The following is a 16,663-nucleotide window of genomic DNA, read 5'->3' as shown; positions in this document are numbered from 1 at the left end:
GCCTATTGTCCTTGCGAGGCCGGATTGAGGGTCATCTTGATGCTGTCGGAAAACCGCACCAGTCCCTTGGTCTGATCATAATCGAGTTTGCCGGAGACAACATGACCCTGAGCTGAACGGATGGAGACCGGCTCGGACGTTGACAGGGCGCCGTTGTTGAGGTCGATCTCCACTTCCGAAAGGTCGACAGTGTAGCCTTCGCTCCACTCCAGCTGGATGCCCTCGTAGAGCCGGAGTGTCTCGGCTGCGTTGTTGTAGGTGCCCTTGAGCGCGATTATCTCCGCGCGCTGGTCCTTGGAGAGCACGATATCGGCCCGGATGGTTTCCAGATCGATGATGCGCGGATCGCTGAGACGCTGGATCGCCCGGGTCGCCGTCACCTTGTAGGAGCGCTCACCGTCATGGCCGGAAAGCTCCGGCTGGTCCATGACCAGGCCTTCGCTTGTCAGCATCACGTTGGACGCGCCAAAGCCGCTCAGGATGTTGAACAGAACCACAAGGCCGATCATGCCCGCGAGGATCGCAAGGCCGATCCCGGGAAACAGCCAGCGCATCACATGCACAAGGAGGCTGTGCCTCCGGGCGGCGCGTTGCGCGCGGCTGTAGCGCCGTTTGGGAGCCTCTCCCCCTAATTGATCCATGGCTGCAGTCAACGGCGTCTCCGCGAATGGCCCCCGGGCTCGGCTGGCGGGCCCGTTATCGATTACGAATGGGCAAAAATATCGTTTTCTTCCCAGCCCTTCAGGTCGAGCTCGGCGCGAACGGGAAGAAACCGGAAACATGCGTCGGCAATATGGCCGCGGTCTTCCCGGGAAAGCATGAATTCCAGTTTTTCCTTCAGGTCATGCAAATGCAGAACGTCGGAGGCCGCGTAAGCAAGCTGCGCATCGCTCAAGGTCTCGGCGGCCCAGTCGGAACTCTGCTGCTGTTTCGACAGCTCTACTCCGAGCAGTTCGCGCGTAATGTCCTTCAATCCGTGCCGGTCCGTGTAGGTCCTGACCAGCTTGGAGGCGATCTTCGTACACCAGACCGGCGTGACCTGAATTCCCAGATAGTGCCGGAGCACCGCAACATCAAATCGTGCGAAGTGGAAAATTTTCGGCTTGGACGGATCTTCGAACAACGCCTTGAGGTTCGGCGCGCCGGTCTGCCCCTTGGCGATCTGAACCACATCCGCCGAGCCGTCGCCCGCCGAGAGCTGCACCACGCACAGCCGGTCCCGGTGCGGATTGAGCCCGAGGGTCTCGCTGTCGACCGCCACAGCCTTTGCACTCTGGTAGCCCGAGAGATCGGGCAGATCGCCCTCGTGATAGCGGATGGTCATGGCGTGTCATCTCCTCTGGCCGGTCCGGCGCCGTCAGCACAAAAACGTTTAAGTTGACCGTGAGGTAGAACATGCTGCCGCATGTGGCAAGCGGGAAGACCGCTCGAGTCCGTGGATCAAGCCACCTCGGCTATTTCTTCACCCGGAAGGATTCGTGGCAGCTCTTGCAGGTGCCCGCCAGCGTGCCGAAGGCCGGGCCGGTCAGTTCCTTGCCGGCGCCTTCCTCGGCGAGATCCTGTAGCGCCTGTGCCGAAGCTTCCAGTTCACCGGCATAGGCCTGGAATTTCGGCCAGTCGGTCCAGATTTCCTGCTTGGCTTCGCTCTTTTCCTGAATGCTGCCTTCCGGGAACAGTTTCAACATCGCCGGTCCGCCATGCGCGGCGATCTTGCCGCTGGCAGCCGCCAGCGCCGCGGTATCGTAGGGACCGCTCTTCATCATGGTGCCGATGATCTTCATCTGGTCGCCGATATCCGACATCAGGTCCATGCGCTCCTTGACGACGCCGGTTGCGCCTTCATGCGCGAGAGCAGCGCCCGCAACAAAAACGCTCGTCAGCACGACAAGTCCGGTCCGTCCAATCCGCATGGTTCATCCTCTCCGTCAATTGATTCCGTTTGCCCGCTGCAGTTTACGCACATAGGCAATGATGCTTTCAATGTCCTTTTGGGTCACATCTTCGACAGGCGGCATGTTTCCAAATGGCCAGTGATGTGCCCGTACCCCCTGTTGCGCCGCCAGGTAAAACGCGCCGTCGCCGTGATGGCCCGGCTCGTAGATCTTGTGCACCAAAGGCGGACCGATGCCGTCGCGCCCGGCGGCGTTGTCGCCATGGCAGACGGCGCAGTTTTGCTGGAACAGCGCCTCGCCCTCAAGTGCCGCGCCGGTCAGCTCCGGCACCGTCACCGAAACGATCGCAGCGCCCGCCGTTTCTGAAGGTGCGTCCTCTTCGGTCAGCCAGCCCCAGGCCAGCACAGCAAGAACGGTCAGGGACAAGGCGGCCGACAGATAGAAAAACGTCCTGCGCATCAGCTTTTCCCCCTGTCCTCGAACGCCGTGTCGAGGCCGCCGGAAAGATCGTCGATGATCGGGCAATCCGTCCGGTCATCGCCATGGCAGGCCTTGACCAGGTCCGACAAAACCCGTTTCAACGATTGCAGTTCGGCAATCTTGCGATCCACTTCCTTGATCTTGGTCTTGGTGATTTCCCGCACATCCGCGCTGGCGCGGTTGCGATCCTCGTAAAGCGACAGCAGCTCCCGGCATTCCTCGATGGAGAAGCCGAGGCTGCGCGCCCGCTGCAGGAATTTCAGGCGCTGCAGATCGCTGTCGAGAAACTCGCGGTAGCCGTTCTCGCTGCGGGCGGGCCGGACCAGTCCGATATCCTCATAGTAGCGGATGGTCTTGACCGGCAGGCCGCTTTGCTCGGACGCCGCACCGATATTCATGCCCCGCCCCTTTCGAGTTTCAGCCGGCGCAGCCGCAGCGCGTTGCTGATCACCGACACCGACGACAGGCTCATTGCCGCCGCCGCCAGCATCGGCGACAACAGGATGCCGAAGACCGGGTAGAGAATGCCGGCAGCAATCGGCACACCGACCGCATTATAGACAAAGGCGAAGAACAGGTTCTGGCGGATGTTGCGCACGGTCTCGCGCGCCAGCGTCCGCGCCCGCAAGATCCCTTCCAGATCGCCTTTCAAAAGGGTCAGACCGGCACTTTCCACGGCAACGTCGGCGCCCGTTCCCATGGCGAGGCCGACATCGGCGGCCGCCAGCGCCGGGGCGTCGTTGACGCCGTCCCCCGCCATCGCGACCACTTTGCCCTTTGCCCTAAGGTCTTCAATGAGCTGTTTCTTGCCTTCCGGCAAGACACCCGCGCGCACCTCGTCAATGCCGAGCGCCCTGGCAACGGCTTCGGCCGTGCGCGGCGCGTCGCCGGTCGCCATGACGATCCTGATGCCGTCCTCATGCAGGGCGCCGATGGCGGCCTTGGCATTTGCCTTGACCGGATCGGCAACGGCAATCAGTCCCATCAGCTGTGCGGTACCGCCCGACTTTTTGACCAGATACATGACTGTCTTGCCCAGTTCGGCAAGCTCCTCGCCGCGATCCCTGAGGCTTGAGAGATCGGCACCGCTGTCGGCGGCAAAATCGGCATTGCCGAACAGGATCTCCGCACCGTCGACTGTGGCGTGGACGCCCTTGCCGGTAACCGCCTCGAAGCCCGAAGCATCCGGCAGGTCGAGACCGTGTTTGTTGACTTCCGCCAGGATGGATTCAGCCAGCGGATGCTCCGAGCCTTTTTCCAGGGCCCCTGCGAGCCGCAACAGGTCGTCCTCGGAGACACCCTTTGCGGCGACGAGCTCGCTGACAACCGGCCTGCCTTCCGTCAGGGTCCCGGTCTTGTCGACGACAATCGTGTCAACCGAGGCGAGACGCTCCAGCGCTTCCGCGGTCTTGACCAGGACGCCCGCCTGGGCGCCACGTCCGGTCGCCGTCATGATCGACATCGGCGTCGCCAGGCCAAGCGCGCAGGGACAGGCGATGATCAGGACGGAGACCGCCGCGATGATCGCATGGACCAGAGCCGGGCTCGGTCCGACAAGCAACCAGACGACAAAGGCAAGGATCGCGACACCGACAACAGTCGGCACGAAATAGCCGGCGACCTTGTCGGCCAGGCCCTGGATCGGCGCGCGCGAGCGCTGCGCCGAGGCAACCATGTCGACGATCTTGGCCAGCATGGTGTCGGCACCGACCAGCCTGGCCTCCATGACAAAGGAACCGGTCTTGTTGAGCGTGCCGCCGGTGACCGTGTCGCCCGGGTTCTTCTCCACCGGCACCGGTTCTCCTGTGACAAGGCTTTCATCCACCGATGAGCCGCCCTCGAGCACTTCGCCGTCCACCGGCACCGCTTCGCCCGGCCGCACCCGCAGCCGGTCGCCCGCCAGGATGTTCTCCAGCGGCGCGTCGTACTCATCGCCTTCCGGCGTGATCCGCCGTGCGGTTTTGGGGGCCAGATCCAGCAAAGCCCGGATGGCGTCGCCCGTGCGCTCGCGTGCCCTCAGCTCCAGCACCTGGCCGACAAAGACCAGCGCGATGATCACCACCGCTGCCTCGAAATAGACCGGCATGTGACCGGTTTCGCTCTTGAGCGCTTCGGGAAACAGGAACGGCAGGAAGGCCGCCACCATGGAATAGAGATAGGCCGCGCCGACACCGATCATGATCAGCGTCCACATGTTGAATTTTCGGGTGATCAGCGAGGTCCAGCCACGCTGGAAGAACGGCAGCGCCGCCCACAGCACCACGGGCGTTGCCAGGATGGCTTCCAGATAGATCGCGACGCCTTCGCCGATCCAGCTGCGGATCGGCACGCCCAGCATCGGCCCCATGGTCAGGATCAGGAGCGGGATCGCCGCCAGCGCGCTGACCCAGAGACGGCGGGTGAAATCGATCAGTTCATGGTTCGGCTCGTCGGAAACACCGCTCATCGGCTCCAAGGCCATGCCGCAGATCGGGCAGGTGCCGGGGCCTTCCTGGACGATTTCCGGATCCATGGGACAGGTATAGAGCGCGCCGCCCGCGTCCTTTTCCGCCTCCAGCTGTTTTTTCTTCTTATTGTTGCCGGAGACGTAGAAATACGGGTCCGCCTCGAACTTGTCGTGGCACTTGGGATTGCAGAAATGATAGTCCCGGCCCTTGTATGTCAGCGAGGGTTTGCCCTTGCCGAGCGTGACCGACATGCCGCAGACCGGGTCTTGGACCTTGTCTTCCGGCTGGATTTCGTTGGGGGTATCTGCTGTGTCCTGCATGGTCCTGACGGCTCTGATCGCGTTTCGCTGACCCTGCAGATAGAACCTCCAGTCACTGGAAGGTCAAGACGGGGAATTGCGTAGACGCAAAGGGCGCTTCAGACCCCGCCCAGATAAGCCTTCTGCACTGCCGGATCACTGAGCAGCGCGTCCGCCTGGCCCTCGCCGGTGATCCGGCCGTTCTCGATCAGGTAGCCCCGGTCGGCCATGGCAAGGCTCTGCTTGGCGTTCTGCTCCACCAGCAGCACGCCGATGCCGGTCTCGCGGATCTTCGACAGGTTTTCGAAGAGATCCCTGCAGAGCAGCGGCGACAGGCCGAGGGACGGTTCGTCCAGCATCAGGATGTCTGGGTTGGACATGATCGCCCGGCCGATCGCCACCATCTGCTGTTCGCCGCCCGACATGGTGCGCACCGTCTGTCCGCGCCGCTGCGCCAGTTTCGGAAAGAGAGACACCACCCGCTCCAGGTTCTGCTTGCGGCGCGCCCGCGCGCGCTCCGGATAGGCTCCGAGCATCAGGTTCTCCCAGACGCTGAGATCGCCGAAAATGCCGCGGCCTTCCGGCACGAAGGCAATGCCCTGCTCAACAATCCGGTCAGCACCAAGGGAGCGCAGTGATGCACCGGCAAGCGTAACGTCGCCAGCGACATCGCCTTCGCTGATGCCGGCAATGGCCCTGAGGAGCGAACTCTTGCCTGCCCCGTTCGCGCCCAGGATGACGACCACTTCGCCTTTTTCCGCCGTCAGACTGACGCCTTGCAGTGCCTTGTGCAGTCCGTAGGTGACGGTGAGGTTCCGGATCTCCAGCATCAGCCCTCTCCGAGATAAGCGCGGATCACGTCCGGGTCGGACAGCACCGCGTCCGGTGTGCCTTCGGCGATCTTGGTGCCGGAATTGATCACCAGACAGCGATCACAGAGCGAACGGATGGCGTCCATGACATGTTCCACCAGAATGATCGTGCGGCCTTCCTGCCGGAGGCTTGCGACAAGGTCGATGCCGACCTTCAATTCGGAGGGGTTGAGCCCGGCCAGCCATTCATCCAGCAGCAACACGCTCGGCTCTCCGGCAAGCGCGCGGGCAAGCTCCAGCCGTTTCTGGTCGATATAGGTCAGCGACCCGACCGGTGCGGTGATCCGCTCCGCCAATCCGACACGCTCCAGCAGTCCGGCCGCGAACGCTTCCGCCTCGGCGCCCCAGCGCCGTTTGTGACCGAAAACCGCGCCGGCGATGACGTTTTCCAGCACGGAGAGTTCGGGCAGGATGCGCACCAGCTGGAACGTGCGCGAGACACCAAAGCGCGCATTCTCGAAGGTCTTTGCCCGGGTCAGGTCGTGCCCCTTCAGCGTGATCGAGCCGGAGGTGGCTTTGAGAGCGCCGGAGATCATGTTCATGGTGGTCGACTTGCCGGAGCCGTTCGGCCCGATCAGGCCCATGACCTCGTGTTCGCGCACCTCGAAACTGACATTGTTGACCGCGACCAGACCGCCGAAGCGTTTGGTGACATTGTTGACGAACAGGATCGGATCGCCCGGGGTCATGCGCTTCTCCTTGCCGCAAAGCCGGACAGAAGCCCGGTGATGCCGTTCGGGATGCCGTAGACGATCAAAAGGAAGGTCAGGCCGAGCACCATGGTGGTGGCGTTCGGGAAGGACACCGAGATCACTTCCCATAGCAGCGTGAAGGGAATGACGCCGAGCAGAGGCCCATAGAGCCGGCGCGTGCCGCCAAGCAGCGCCATGATCACCACGATGAAGCTGAGTTCGGGGGAGAACACCACGTTCGGCTCGATGTAATAATAGCGCGGCGCCACCACAGCGCCGACCAGGGCGGCGACAAAACCGGTCGTCATGAACATCAGGATCTTGGTTCGCGCCGTGTTGATGCCGACATGGCGGGCGACCTCCTCGTCATTGCCGAGAATGCGCAGCGCGAAGCCCAGCCGCGAGCGCCCGAGCCGCCAGCCGAACAGGAAGACACCGGCGGTGATCGCCAGCAACATCCAGTAGATGTGGCGCTCGTCCAGGTCGGTCAGCACATAAAGCCCGCGGCTGCCGAGGAAATTGTTCTGGATCCAGCTGATCAGGTTGCGGATCATCTCCGCGAGCCCGAGCGTGAAGATGACAAAATAGACGCCGGAGAGGCGCAGGGTGGCCCAGCCGATCAGGGCCGCCAGACCGGTCGCGACAAACGGAGCGATGGCGGCCATGGCCCAAAAACTCTGATCATAGTCGCTCATGCCGAGGCCGACGAGATAGCCGCCTATGCCGAAAAAGGCCCCGGTGGAGAGCGCGATATAGTGTGTCGGGCCGGAAAACAGCGCCCAGGAGGTCGAGAGCGCCACATACATGAGGATGGTGACGGCAATCGACAGCCAGTAGCCGTCGGCGACCAGCGGCACGAAACCGGCCAGCCCAAGGAGGCCCCCGGCCACCAGGAGCGGACGTAGGGACGCGGGCATCATGCGGGCCTCCGGCCGAACAGGCCCTCGGGCCGGAACAGCAGCACCAGGAGGAAAATGGTATAGGCCGCGGCCAGGGTCAGGCCCGGATCGATCAGGGTCGCCACCGCGGTTTCGACAACACCGAGAATGAGCGCCGCAACGATGGCGCCGCGAATGTCGCCGACCCCGCCCATGATGACGATGATCAGCGCCTTCATGGTGAAGATGACCCCGAAGGACGGATCGAGCGTGATGAAGGTGGAGATCAAGACACCCCCCATGGCGGTGATCATGCCGCCAATGGCAAAGGCGAGCGCGCTGGTCTTTTCGACATTGATGCCGACCAGGCCGGCCGCCAGCGGACTGACAGCGACCGCGCGCACCGCCAGGCCTGCCCGGGTGCGGTTCAGCCACAGATAAAGCGCCAGCCCGATCAGGACCGCGCCGCCAAAGGCGACGAGCCGGTTGGCGGCGACCGTCGTGCCGGCGAGATCCACCGGCACCGCCAGATAGGAATAGGCGAAGAGTTCGGGATAGATGAACACCATCCCGCCGACCAGGAAGAAACCCATGCCAAAGGTCGCCAGGATCGAATCCACCTCCAGCTGCCCCTGGTTTTTGGCCCGCCTGACCAGGGGCAGCAGCAGGATGCGGTAGACCAGCCAGCTGGCGGCAAAGGCCAGCGGTGCGATCACCAGAACCGTCACCAGCGGACTGACCGCCAGCGAGGTGTAGACCAGGAACGCCGTCAGCGCGCCGATCACCAGCACCTCGCCATTGGCAAGGTTCATGATCCGCGCGACGCCATATTGCAGCGTCAGTCCCATGGCGATCAGCGCGTAGGTCCCGCCCAGCAGCAGGCCGGATATCAGGATGTCCATTCAGCTTTCCACTTCACCCGCACCGGGGTCTTGTTGCCCATTTGCTTTCGTTCTCCAGAAAGGCATTTAACTGCGCCTCGCTTTTCCTGTCCGAAACAGGCGTCACCGCTTGCTCCTGTCTCCCCCCTTACGGGGGAGATGTCCGCTATGCGGACAGAGGGGGGTGAAGCCTCACCACGAATTCGGACCACAGTCATTGCCGATAGACCGTCCCCCCCCTCTGTCTCCTGACAGAGACATCTCCCCCGCAAGGGGGGAGACGGGAGCAAGACCAAACGTGACGGTTCCATTCACAATTCAACACACGAAATAACCACTGCCCTCTCTCTGGCACGATCACACCGCACCCTTCGGTGCCCCCCGGCCAAGCGCAGCGCGAGCCGCGGCCTACTCGCAGATCCGCTTGGCAAATCTCTCAGATCGTGCCACACGCCCCAATTCTCTGGAAATGAGTGGGCCCCGGATCTCGCGTTGCTCGTCCGGGGTGACACCGAGGGTGGCTGCCCGCTTTCCGCGCTGCCTTCTTCGGCATCGAGCCAGAAGAAACGGGCCGGCGCGAACCGGCCCGTGAAGTAGCGGCCGGTTCAGTTCCAGCCGTCCTTGGCGACCGGCTCCATGCCGACCGGAACGCCAACGCCCGCGACCGCGTTGAAGGCCCCGTCCTTCCATTGACCGACCGTCCAGTAATGCCTGGACTCGTTGTGCTCGTCGAAGCTGATCGCGCCGATGGCCGTGTCGAATTCATTGGCCTTGATGAAGTCGGTCACCGCCTGCCTGTCGGTGGTGCCCGCGCCTTCGATCGCCTGTTCGAGAACCTGCAGACCGGCATAATAGGTGGCCGCCGCCCAGTATTCCGGCGGACCGTCATTGTGTTTGGTGAAGGCCGCCCGGTAGGCCTTCATCGCCTCCTGGTCGAGATTGACCCCCCCGGCGCCGAGATTGCCCTCGATCTTGGAACCGAACTTGCCGGCATAGGCCGGGAAGGCAGTGGCAACGGCGGTATAGAACGCACCGACATTCAGGTCCTCGATGATCGCCTGTTCTGTCAGCGCGAAGGTATCGGGCGGATAGGAAAAGGCGATGAAGGCATCCGGTTCGGCCGCCTTGGCGCCCTTGACCACCGGCGACAGGTCGGCCGTGCCGAGCGGATAGGACTTGTCGAAGACGATCTCGTAGCCGGCCGCCGGCAGCAGCTCGCGGGCAACGGCGGCGAGCTCGATGCCGAAACTGTCGGCGACATTGACCATGGCGACCTTGTTGCCGATGGCGCCACTGTCGCGCAATTTGTTCAGCGTGTCGCGCAGGCCCTCGACAAAGCCCGTGGTGCTGCCAAGGGTGAAGAACATGCCTGGAAAGCGCTCGGAAAGCTCGGGGATCTCGTCGGTGATGTTGGTCACCGAGATCTGCGGATAGCCGTATTTGGCGAAGATCGGCGCGGCCGCGGCATTGAAGCCCGTGCCCCAGGGCGACAGCAGGAAGTCGACATCGTCCTGGGTCGCCAGGCGCTGCACCGCCTTGATCATCTCTGCCGGATTGGACTTGTCGTCATATTCGACCATCTCGATGAGCCGCATCTCGTCGCCGACCTTGAGGCCGCCGCGATCGTTCACCTGCTTCACCCAGAGTTTCACATTGGGCGTGTGGCTGACGGCGTCGCCGCCGGCCGCCGGGCCGGTCATGTGCACCACCCGGCCGATCTTGATCGGGTCCGCCGCGAAGGCGGTCGTTGCGAGCAGCGCGGCGGTGAGCGCCGTTGCTCCAAGGAAAAGTTTACGCATCGAAAGTCCTCCCAGTCGCGCTCCGGACCAAACCCGAGCACCTCAATTTTGTATCCATAAATTTTGATCATGGCAACATAATGAATTCATTTACGCCAATTTTCGAAATAAAATGATGACATTTCATGATTTTTGGATACATAAATGGAAAATTACCTGTGCTAGGTTCGACGCCCTTGACGATTTCTGGATCCAAAATGGCAGATGACATGACGGCCAAGACAAACGACGCCTCCCCGTCCGACAAACGCGTTCTGGCGGTGCTGCATCGCATGATCATGGACGGCGAACTGGCACCCGGCTCGAAGATCAGCGAAGTCAGCGTTGCCGACATGTTCGACGTCTCGCGCACGCCCGCGCGCCTCGCCCTGCGCGCCCTGGAAGTCGAAGGCTTGATCAAGAAACGCGACGGCCGCGGCTTCACCGTGCAGGAGTTCAATCTCGGCGACATCAAGCATGCCTACGAGGTGCGCGGCGTGCTGGAGGGCCTCGCCGCCGGTACGCTGGCCAAGGCCGGCATGAGCGCTTCCGTCGAGGCAACCCTGCGCGAGGTCATCGGCGCGATGGACGCGGCGCTGGAGGCGGAAACGGACACCGGCGCCAAGATCGCCGGCTACCAGGACGGCAATGTCGCCTTTCACGAAACCATCATGCGCCAATGCGGCAACGACTATATCGGCTTTGCCTTCGACCGCATGGAAACCCTGCCGATGGTCAAGCTGGGCACGGTCGTCTTCAGCGGCGACAAGCCGGAACAGGACCTGATGCGCCTGCGTCTCGGCAACATGCAGCACCGGCTGATCTACGACGCCATTTCAAAGCGCGATCCGCAGCGGGCGGAATCGATCATGCGCGAACACGCCAACCAGACCCTCGTCTATTCCGCCCTGTTCACGGGCAAGGACGACACTTAAGCGACTTCAGGAGACCCGGCATGGATTACGGCCTTTTCATTGACAACGAGGACCGGGCGGCGGCGACCAGCGCCGTGTTCGAACGCAGGAACCCGGTAACCGGGGACCGCGCCAGCCTGGCCGCGGCCGCCACCGCCACCGATGTCGACCGGGCCGTGAACGCCGCCGACGCCGCTTTCGCAGGCTGGTCGAAGACCGGCCCCAGCGAAAGGCGCAAGGTCCTCAACAAGGCCGCCGATCTCCTGGAAGAGCGCACCCCGGACTTTGTCGCCGTCGGCATCAGGGAAACCGGCGCGACCGCACCCTGGCTCGGCTTCAACAACATGTTCGCCGCCAAGATCCTGCGCGAGGCCGCCGCCGCGACCACCCAGATCAAGGGCGAGGTCATCCCCTCCGACAAGCCGGGCTCCTTTTCCATGGCCCTGCGCCAGCCGGTCGGCGTGCTCGTCGGCATGGCGCCCTGGAACGCGCCGACGATCCTCGGCGTGCGCTGCTTCGCCCTGCCGATCGCCTGCGGCAACACCGTGGTGATGAAGGCCTCGGAAAAATGCCCCGGGCTGCACCGCCTGCTTGGCGACGTCATGGCCGATGCCGGCCTGCCGGCGGGTGTGCTCAACATCCTGACCCATGAGGCGGCCGATGCGCCGGAAGTGGTCAACGCCCTGATCGACCATCCGAAAACCCGGCGGATCAATTTCACCGGCTCCACAAGGGTCGGCAGGATCATCGCCGAGCGTGCCGCAAGGCATCTGAAACCCTGCCTTCTGGAACTCGGCGGCAAGGCCTCGCTGGTGGTGCTGGACGATGCCGACCTGGACGGGGCCGTCAACGCCGCCCGCTTCGGCGCTTTCATGAACCAGGGCCAGATCTGCATGTCGACGGAAAAGGTCGTGGTGGACACAAGGATCGCCGATGCCTTTGCGGAAAAATTCGCCGCCAGCGCCGGCGCCCTCACCGTCGGCGCGCCGGACACGCCTGTCCATATCGGCTCCGTGGTCGACCGGGACACGGTCGATCATGCCCGCCTGCTGGTCGAGGATGCCCTGGACAAGGGCGCGAAGCTTCTGTGCGGTGGCGTGCCGGACGTCGGCACGGTGATGGCGCCGACCATTGTCGATCATGTCACGCCCGACATGCGCATCTATGGCGAGGAAAGCTTCGGCCCGGTCACCACCATGATCCGCGCCCGCGACACAAAACATGCCATCGAGATCGCCAACGACACGGAGTATGGCCTGTCGGCTGCGGTCTTCGGCCAGGACACGCGCCGGGCGCTCGAAGTGGCGCAGCAGATCCAGTCCGGCATCTGCCACATCAACGGCCCGACGGTGTTCGACGAAGCGCAAATGCCCTTCGGCGGCGTCAAGGCCAGCGGCTATGGCCGCTTCGGCGGCTCGGCCGGGATCAACGAATTCACCGAGCTGCGCTGGATCACCATCGAGGACCCGGCGCAGGGCTATCCGATCTAAGGCCAGCCCTGAATTCTGCCTCTGCGTCAAGCACTTCGCTCCCGGCACGGCTTCCGAACCGGGAACTTGGCATCGTCCTTTTTCACAGGTGCGGTTTCACGCCTCATTAACCATAAGTGGCAATAAACTGGCACACCAATAACGCGAATCGATCCCTTTTCGAACGAACGGTGTTTCAGTGATGAAAAGACTTTTCCTGGCGCTTGGGGCGGTGACCTGCCTGGCGTCCCCCGTCCTTGCGGCCGATCCTTATCCGGCGGACAACCAGCTTTACCAAACCTCCAGCCTGCGTGGCAGCATCGGCTTGCGCTATTGGTACAGCCAGTCCCGGTCGGACCTGGACAATTCCAGTTTTCTCGGCACCGGCTTCGATCTCTCTTCCACCGACAATGTCAAATCGCACACGGCGGAACTTGTCGGCACCCTGGAGGACACCACCACGAACGCCTTTGTGCGCGGTTATGTCGGCCTCGGCCGCAATGTCAGCGGCGAAGCGGACTATCTCGGCGTGGAAATGGACCAGAAGGACAACACAACGCTCAGCTATGTGGTGGTCGACGGCGGCTGGCAGGTGGCGCGATTCGCGGGCGGGCATGCGCGCCTGAAGGGCTTTGCCGGCTACCAGTATCTCTCCGACGACCTGTCCATGCGCTACAACTCCCGCACCTACGAGCAATCCCGGGACTGGCACGCGCTTCGGGTCGGCCTTGGCGCGGAAGGCGATATCGGCCAGCGGGCTGGCTGGTCGGTGGATGTCGCCGGCGTGCCCTGGGCGCATAACAAGATCCAGAGCTGGGAAAGCAACTGGGCCTATGGCCTGGAGGCCGACGCCATGCTGACCGCCAACCTGACGCAGAACTGGCAAGTGGGTGTCGGCGGCCGTTACTGGTGGCTGAAGTCCAACTTCGACCGGCGCTATGTCGTCACCGGCGAGAAGGTCGTCTTCGACCAGAACTACCACCGCTACGGCCTGCTGCTGGAAAGTTCCTACAAGTTCTGAAGGCTGGCTGGCGGATGGCCGCTTTCCGCCAGAGCCCGGAAGGACTTTGAGGGGCCGGAAGACAACCGGACAGACAACAACCCGCGCCTTGAAAGCAGCTCGCCGGATCGACCGGCAGGCGCCTGCTCCGCTGAACCGCCCGCGTTTGCCGCCAAGGCAACCACCTGGCGGACCGGCCGCCGGAGCATTTTGTCCAGGCCGTTGCCGTCAAAGCCCCCCGTCCCTCGCCCCCACCTGAACGCTGCCCGCCCCGCACCTCATGACCCGGGAGGACGTTTTCAGGCCTGTCTGGCGTCCGGAGCGCCCGCGCGGGCCGGCTGGTTTCGTGGTAACTGGGAAGACGGCCGCCGCCGATGCGTGCCCGCCAAGAAATCCGCCACGCCAGGATCCCCATCATGCCCGCGACGCCGCTCACCACCTATCTCTTCCTCGCCGCCGCCATCCTCGCCGAGGTCATCGCCACCTCCGCCCTGGCTCGCACGGAAAATTTCACGAAGCTTGCCCCGAGCCTGATCACGGTGATCGGTTATGCCATTTCCTTCTGGCTGCTCTCCTACCCGATCCGTGTGCTGCCCACCGGTATCGTCTACGCCGTCTGGTCCGGCGCCGGCATCGTCCTGATCACGCTTGTGGCCTGGCTGGTTTTCAAACAGACCCTTGACCTGCCCGCGATCCTGGGCCTCGGGCTGATCATCGCCGGGGTGGTGGTGATCAACGTGTTTTCGAAGGCGGTGGGGCATTGAGGGGGCTTCGCTGCATTCCTTAATTAAGGCCTTCTGGCCCTTTCAACTTTTCAAGTACAACCCCTCACTCATCATGGAACATTTTTGAGATTCCCCTTATATTTTGCACCATGGACACAAGAACACCTGAACAACGCCGACGCATTATGCAGTCAGTGAAAAGCAAAAATACCGCGCCTGAGCTAGTTGTTCGAAAGCTACTGCATTCCATGGGTTTTAGATTCCGGCTCCATCCGAAAGACCTTCCTGGCAAGCCCGACATAGTGTTTAGAAGTAAGAAAAGAGCAATAAATGTAAATGGTTGCTTCTGGCACGGTCACGGCTGCCCGAAGGGTCAGTTACCAAAATCGAGACTCGAATATTGGGGCCCAAAAATCACAGCAAATAAGGCACGTGATGCTCGAAAAAGAAGTGAACTCGAAGAACTGGATTGGCGTCTGCTAGACGTCTGGCAATGCGAGATCGACGATCACGATGCACTAGAGAAAAAACTGCGCAGCTTTCTGCAAGAGTAAATCCATTTTTCCGATCGACAACCACAACCGTTTGCGCTATGGTGCAGAATCAAAAGAGGGACATACCATGAACAAACGACCGATCGGTATTGACCTGTTCGCCGGCGCCGGCGGTATGAGCCTCGGCTTCGAACAGGCAGGCTTCGACGTCGTTGCCGCAGTAGAAATTGATCCGGTGCATTGCGCGGTACACGAATTTAACTTTCCAGAGACTGCAATAATTCCAAAGTCCGTTGTCGGTTTATCAGCGGTGGAAATCCGTGAACGAGCAGGAATCGGCAATAGACGGGTAGATTGCGTATTTGGCGGCCCTCCGTGTCAGGGATTTTCTCTGATTGGGCATCGCGCTTTCGACGATCCTCGCAACGCTTTGGTGATGGAATTTGTTAGGCTTGTAGCTGAGCTCGATGCACGCACATTCGTTTTTGAGAACGTCAAAGGTTTGACGGTCGGCAAACACAAGAAATTTCTAGAAGAATTAGCCTGCGAATTTGAAAGCCACGGTTACGAAGTAAACTTTAAGAACAAGAAGGGTACGGTTCTTAACGCTTCAAATTTCGACGTACCCCAACACCGAGAGCGGCTAATATTGATAGGTGCAAAGAAGGGAGAAAATTTACCTCATTATCCTGGCGCAGTGACAACTGCAGCCGATGGTAAGAAGCCGATTGAAGGTTTACCGCTTGGCCCAACTGTAGAGGAAGCTATTGGCGACCTCCCTGATGTCGATCAATTTCCTTCTCTTTTGTCCGGCGATACTGTCAATAGTGTAAAATTTGGCGCTCTTTCTTCCTACGGAAAAAAAATGCGCTGTCTCGAAAATAATTCTTGGCACTTCGGCTATCAAAGGCTTTGGCAGCCAAATAAATTAACCTCAAGCGCTCGAACTGAACATACTGAAATCTCGCGCAAGCGCTTTGCCGCTACTGAACCAGGGAGCGTTGAACCCATCAGTCGCTTCTACAAGCTCGCCGCCAACGGCTTATCGAATACGCTGCGGGCAGGCACAGACGGTTCTCGGGGCGCATTCACCAGCCCTCGACCAGTGCACTATAAATATCCCCGCTGCATCTCTGTGCGTGAAATGGCTCGTCTGCACGGGTATCCTGATTGGTTTCGATTTCACGTAACCAAATGGCACGGCGCACGTCAGATTGGCAACTCAGTTCCCCCACCTCTCGCTCGTGCGGTTGCGACCGCAGTGATTGACGCTCTGGGCGTTACTCCCACGCAACCGGACTATGCTATTGAACTTGGCAGGCGCAGCCTTCTTGAAATGGACCTTACGGCGGCAGCGAAAAAGTTTGGAGTACCTCCAATTCCCTCACGTAGAGACAGGAAAAGCGGTGCGAAAAAACGTAAACAAGAAGAAATCGAAGAGACATTGATCGCCAAAAGGACGGCGTATGGATAAAACAGTTAATCGCTACGGCGCTCTTATTGAAAAGATTTTTTTTGACCGGTTCGAGGAAGGTTCAACTGAACTTGAATTTGCTCGCGACGATATTGAAGTCGCGGCAAATGCACTAGACATCGCCTTACCCAAGAACCTTGGCGACGTACTTTATTCGTTTAGATTTCGGATCTCACTACCTGATTCAATATTGGAAACTCAGCCCGACGAAAAAGAATGGATAATTGAGCTCGCTGGTCGAGCTGTTTAGAGCCCGATTTAAAAGTAGTTGAGTGATATCAAAGGGTTGTGATTCAACCGTCTTTGTCTAGAAGATGGAGGATCGAATGCCCTGGGATGATATCACTCGCCGACAGCATAACCGGGAC

General features: G+C 61.2%; 18 protein-coding genes. 7 read left to right on the top strand and 11 right to left on the bottom strand.

The window, feature by feature from the left end:
* Window positions 1-2: 2 nt before the first annotated feature.
* The 11 genes from lptC to M0H32_RS25470 form a co-directional block, all read right to left on the bottom strand.
* Window positions 3-653, bottom strand: a complete 651-nt coding sequence (lptC, locus tag M0H32_RS25520; protein ID WP_248159198.1) for an LPS export ABC transporter periplasmic protein LptC — start codon at window positions 651-653, stop codon at window positions 3-5.
* Between the two features lie 50 nt (window positions 654-703).
* Window positions 704-1,324, bottom strand: a complete 621-nt coding sequence (locus M0H32_RS25515; protein WP_248159197.1) for a ribonuclease D — start codon at window positions 1,322-1,324, stop codon at window positions 704-706.
* A gap of 130 nt (window positions 1,325-1,454) precedes the next feature.
* Window positions 1,455-1,910, bottom strand: coding sequence for a c-type cytochrome (locus tag M0H32_RS25510; RefSeq protein WP_248159196.1), 456 nt, complete (start codon window positions 1,908-1,910; stop codon window positions 1,455-1,457).
* A 15-nt stretch (window positions 1,911-1,925) separates the two neighbouring features.
* Complete coding sequence (locus tag M0H32_RS25505; protein ID WP_248159195.1) at window positions 1,926-2,351, bottom strand: c-type cytochrome; 426 nt, start codon at window positions 2,349-2,351, stop codon at window positions 1,926-1,928.
* A complete protein-coding gene (gene cueR / locus M0H32_RS25500; protein ID WP_248159194.1) occupies window positions 2,351-2,770 on the bottom strand; it encodes a Cu(I)-responsive transcriptional regulator in 420 nt (139 codons plus the stop codon). The genes M0H32_RS25505 and cueR overlap by 1 nt, the downstream gene beginning before the upstream one ends.
* Window positions 2,767-5,139 carry a heavy metal translocating P-type ATPase gene (locus M0H32_RS25495; protein ID WP_248159193.1) on the bottom strand — a complete coding sequence of 791 codons (2,373 nt, stop codon included), beginning with the start codon at window positions 5,137-5,139 and terminating at the stop codon, window positions 2,767-2,769. Before M0H32_RS25495 ends, cueR begins: the two co-directional genes overlap by 4 nt.
* 98 nt (window positions 5,140-5,237) lie before the next feature.
* Window positions 5,238-5,948, bottom strand: coding sequence for an ABC transporter ATP-binding protein (locus tag M0H32_RS25490; protein ID WP_248159192.1), 711 nt, complete (start codon window positions 5,946-5,948; stop codon window positions 5,238-5,240).
* Window positions 5,948-6,679, bottom strand: a complete 732-nt coding sequence (locus M0H32_RS25485) for an ABC transporter ATP-binding protein (protein WP_248159191.1) — start codon at window positions 6,677-6,679, stop codon at window positions 5,948-5,950. Before M0H32_RS25485 ends, M0H32_RS25490 begins: the two co-directional genes overlap by 1 nt.
* The gene (locus tag M0H32_RS25480) at window positions 6,676-7,602 is read right to left on the bottom strand and encodes a branched-chain amino acid ABC transporter permease (protein ID WP_248159190.1); all 927 of its coding nucleotides are present in this window, start codon (window positions 7,600-7,602) and stop codon (window positions 6,676-6,678) included. Before M0H32_RS25480 ends, M0H32_RS25485 begins: the two co-directional genes overlap by 4 nt.
* A complete protein-coding gene (locus tag M0H32_RS25475) occupies window positions 7,599-8,462 on the bottom strand; it encodes a branched-chain amino acid ABC transporter permease (protein ID WP_248159189.1) in 864 nt (287 codons plus the stop codon). The genes M0H32_RS25480 and M0H32_RS25475 overlap by 4 nt, the downstream gene beginning before the upstream one ends.
* A gap of 584 nt (window positions 8,463-9,046) precedes the next feature.
* Entirely contained in the window at window positions 9,047-10,240 is a 1,194-nt protein-coding gene (locus M0H32_RS25470; protein ID WP_248159188.1) for an amino acid ABC transporter substrate-binding protein, read from the bottom strand.
* A gap of 209 nt (window positions 10,241-10,449) precedes the next feature.
* Here M0H32_RS25470 and M0H32_RS25465 point away from each other — a divergent pair, with 209 nt between their 5' ends.
* The 7 genes from M0H32_RS25465 to M0H32_RS25435 all read left to right on the top strand — a co-directional run bounded on the left by M0H32_RS25465 (window position 10,450) and on the right by M0H32_RS25435 (window position 16,545).
* The gene (locus M0H32_RS25465; protein WP_248159187.1) at window positions 10,450-11,154 is read left to right on the top strand and encodes a GntR family transcriptional regulator; all 705 of its coding nucleotides are present in this window, start codon (window positions 10,450-10,452) and stop codon (window positions 11,152-11,154) included.
* Between the two features lie 20 nt (window positions 11,155-11,174).
* Window positions 11,175-12,623: an aldehyde dehydrogenase gene (locus M0H32_RS25460; protein WP_248159186.1), complete on the top strand. Its 1,449-nt coding sequence runs from the start codon at window positions 11,175-11,177 to the stop codon at window positions 12,621-12,623.
* A 181-nt stretch (window positions 12,624-12,804) separates the two neighbouring features.
* Window positions 12,805-13,623: a hypothetical protein gene (locus M0H32_RS25455; RefSeq protein ID WP_248159185.1), complete on the top strand. Its 819-nt coding sequence runs from the start codon at window positions 12,805-12,807 to the stop codon at window positions 13,621-13,623.
* A 395-nt stretch (window positions 13,624-14,018) separates the two neighbouring features.
* Window positions 14,019-14,366, top strand: coding sequence for an SMR family transporter (locus M0H32_RS25450; RefSeq protein ID WP_248159184.1), 348 nt, complete (start codon window positions 14,019-14,021; stop codon window positions 14,364-14,366).
* A gap of 110 nt (window positions 14,367-14,476) precedes the next feature.
* Window positions 14,477-14,881 (top strand): very short patch repair endonuclease, encoded by a 405-nt coding sequence (locus M0H32_RS25445; protein WP_248159182.1) that lies wholly within the window; start codon window positions 14,477-14,479, stop codon window positions 14,879-14,881.
* A 67-nt stretch (window positions 14,882-14,948) separates the two neighbouring features.
* A complete protein-coding gene (locus M0H32_RS25440; protein ID WP_248159181.1) occupies window positions 14,949-16,295 on the top strand; it encodes a DNA cytosine methyltransferase in 1,347 nt (448 codons plus the stop codon).
* Entirely contained in the window at window positions 16,288-16,545 is a 258-nt protein-coding gene (locus M0H32_RS25435; protein WP_248159180.1) for a hypothetical protein, read from the top strand. Before M0H32_RS25440 ends, M0H32_RS25435 begins: the two co-directional genes overlap by 8 nt.
* Window positions 16,546-16,663: the final 118 nt, after the last annotated feature.

This window comes from Roseibium sediminicola (assembly GCF_023156505.1).
Classification (GTDB): domain Bacteria; phylum Pseudomonadota; class Alphaproteobacteria; order Rhizobiales; family Stappiaceae; genus Roseibium; species Roseibium sediminicola.
The sequence above is the reverse complement of the archived record's forward strand: the minus strand, read 5'-3'. Positions and strand labels throughout refer to the sequence as shown.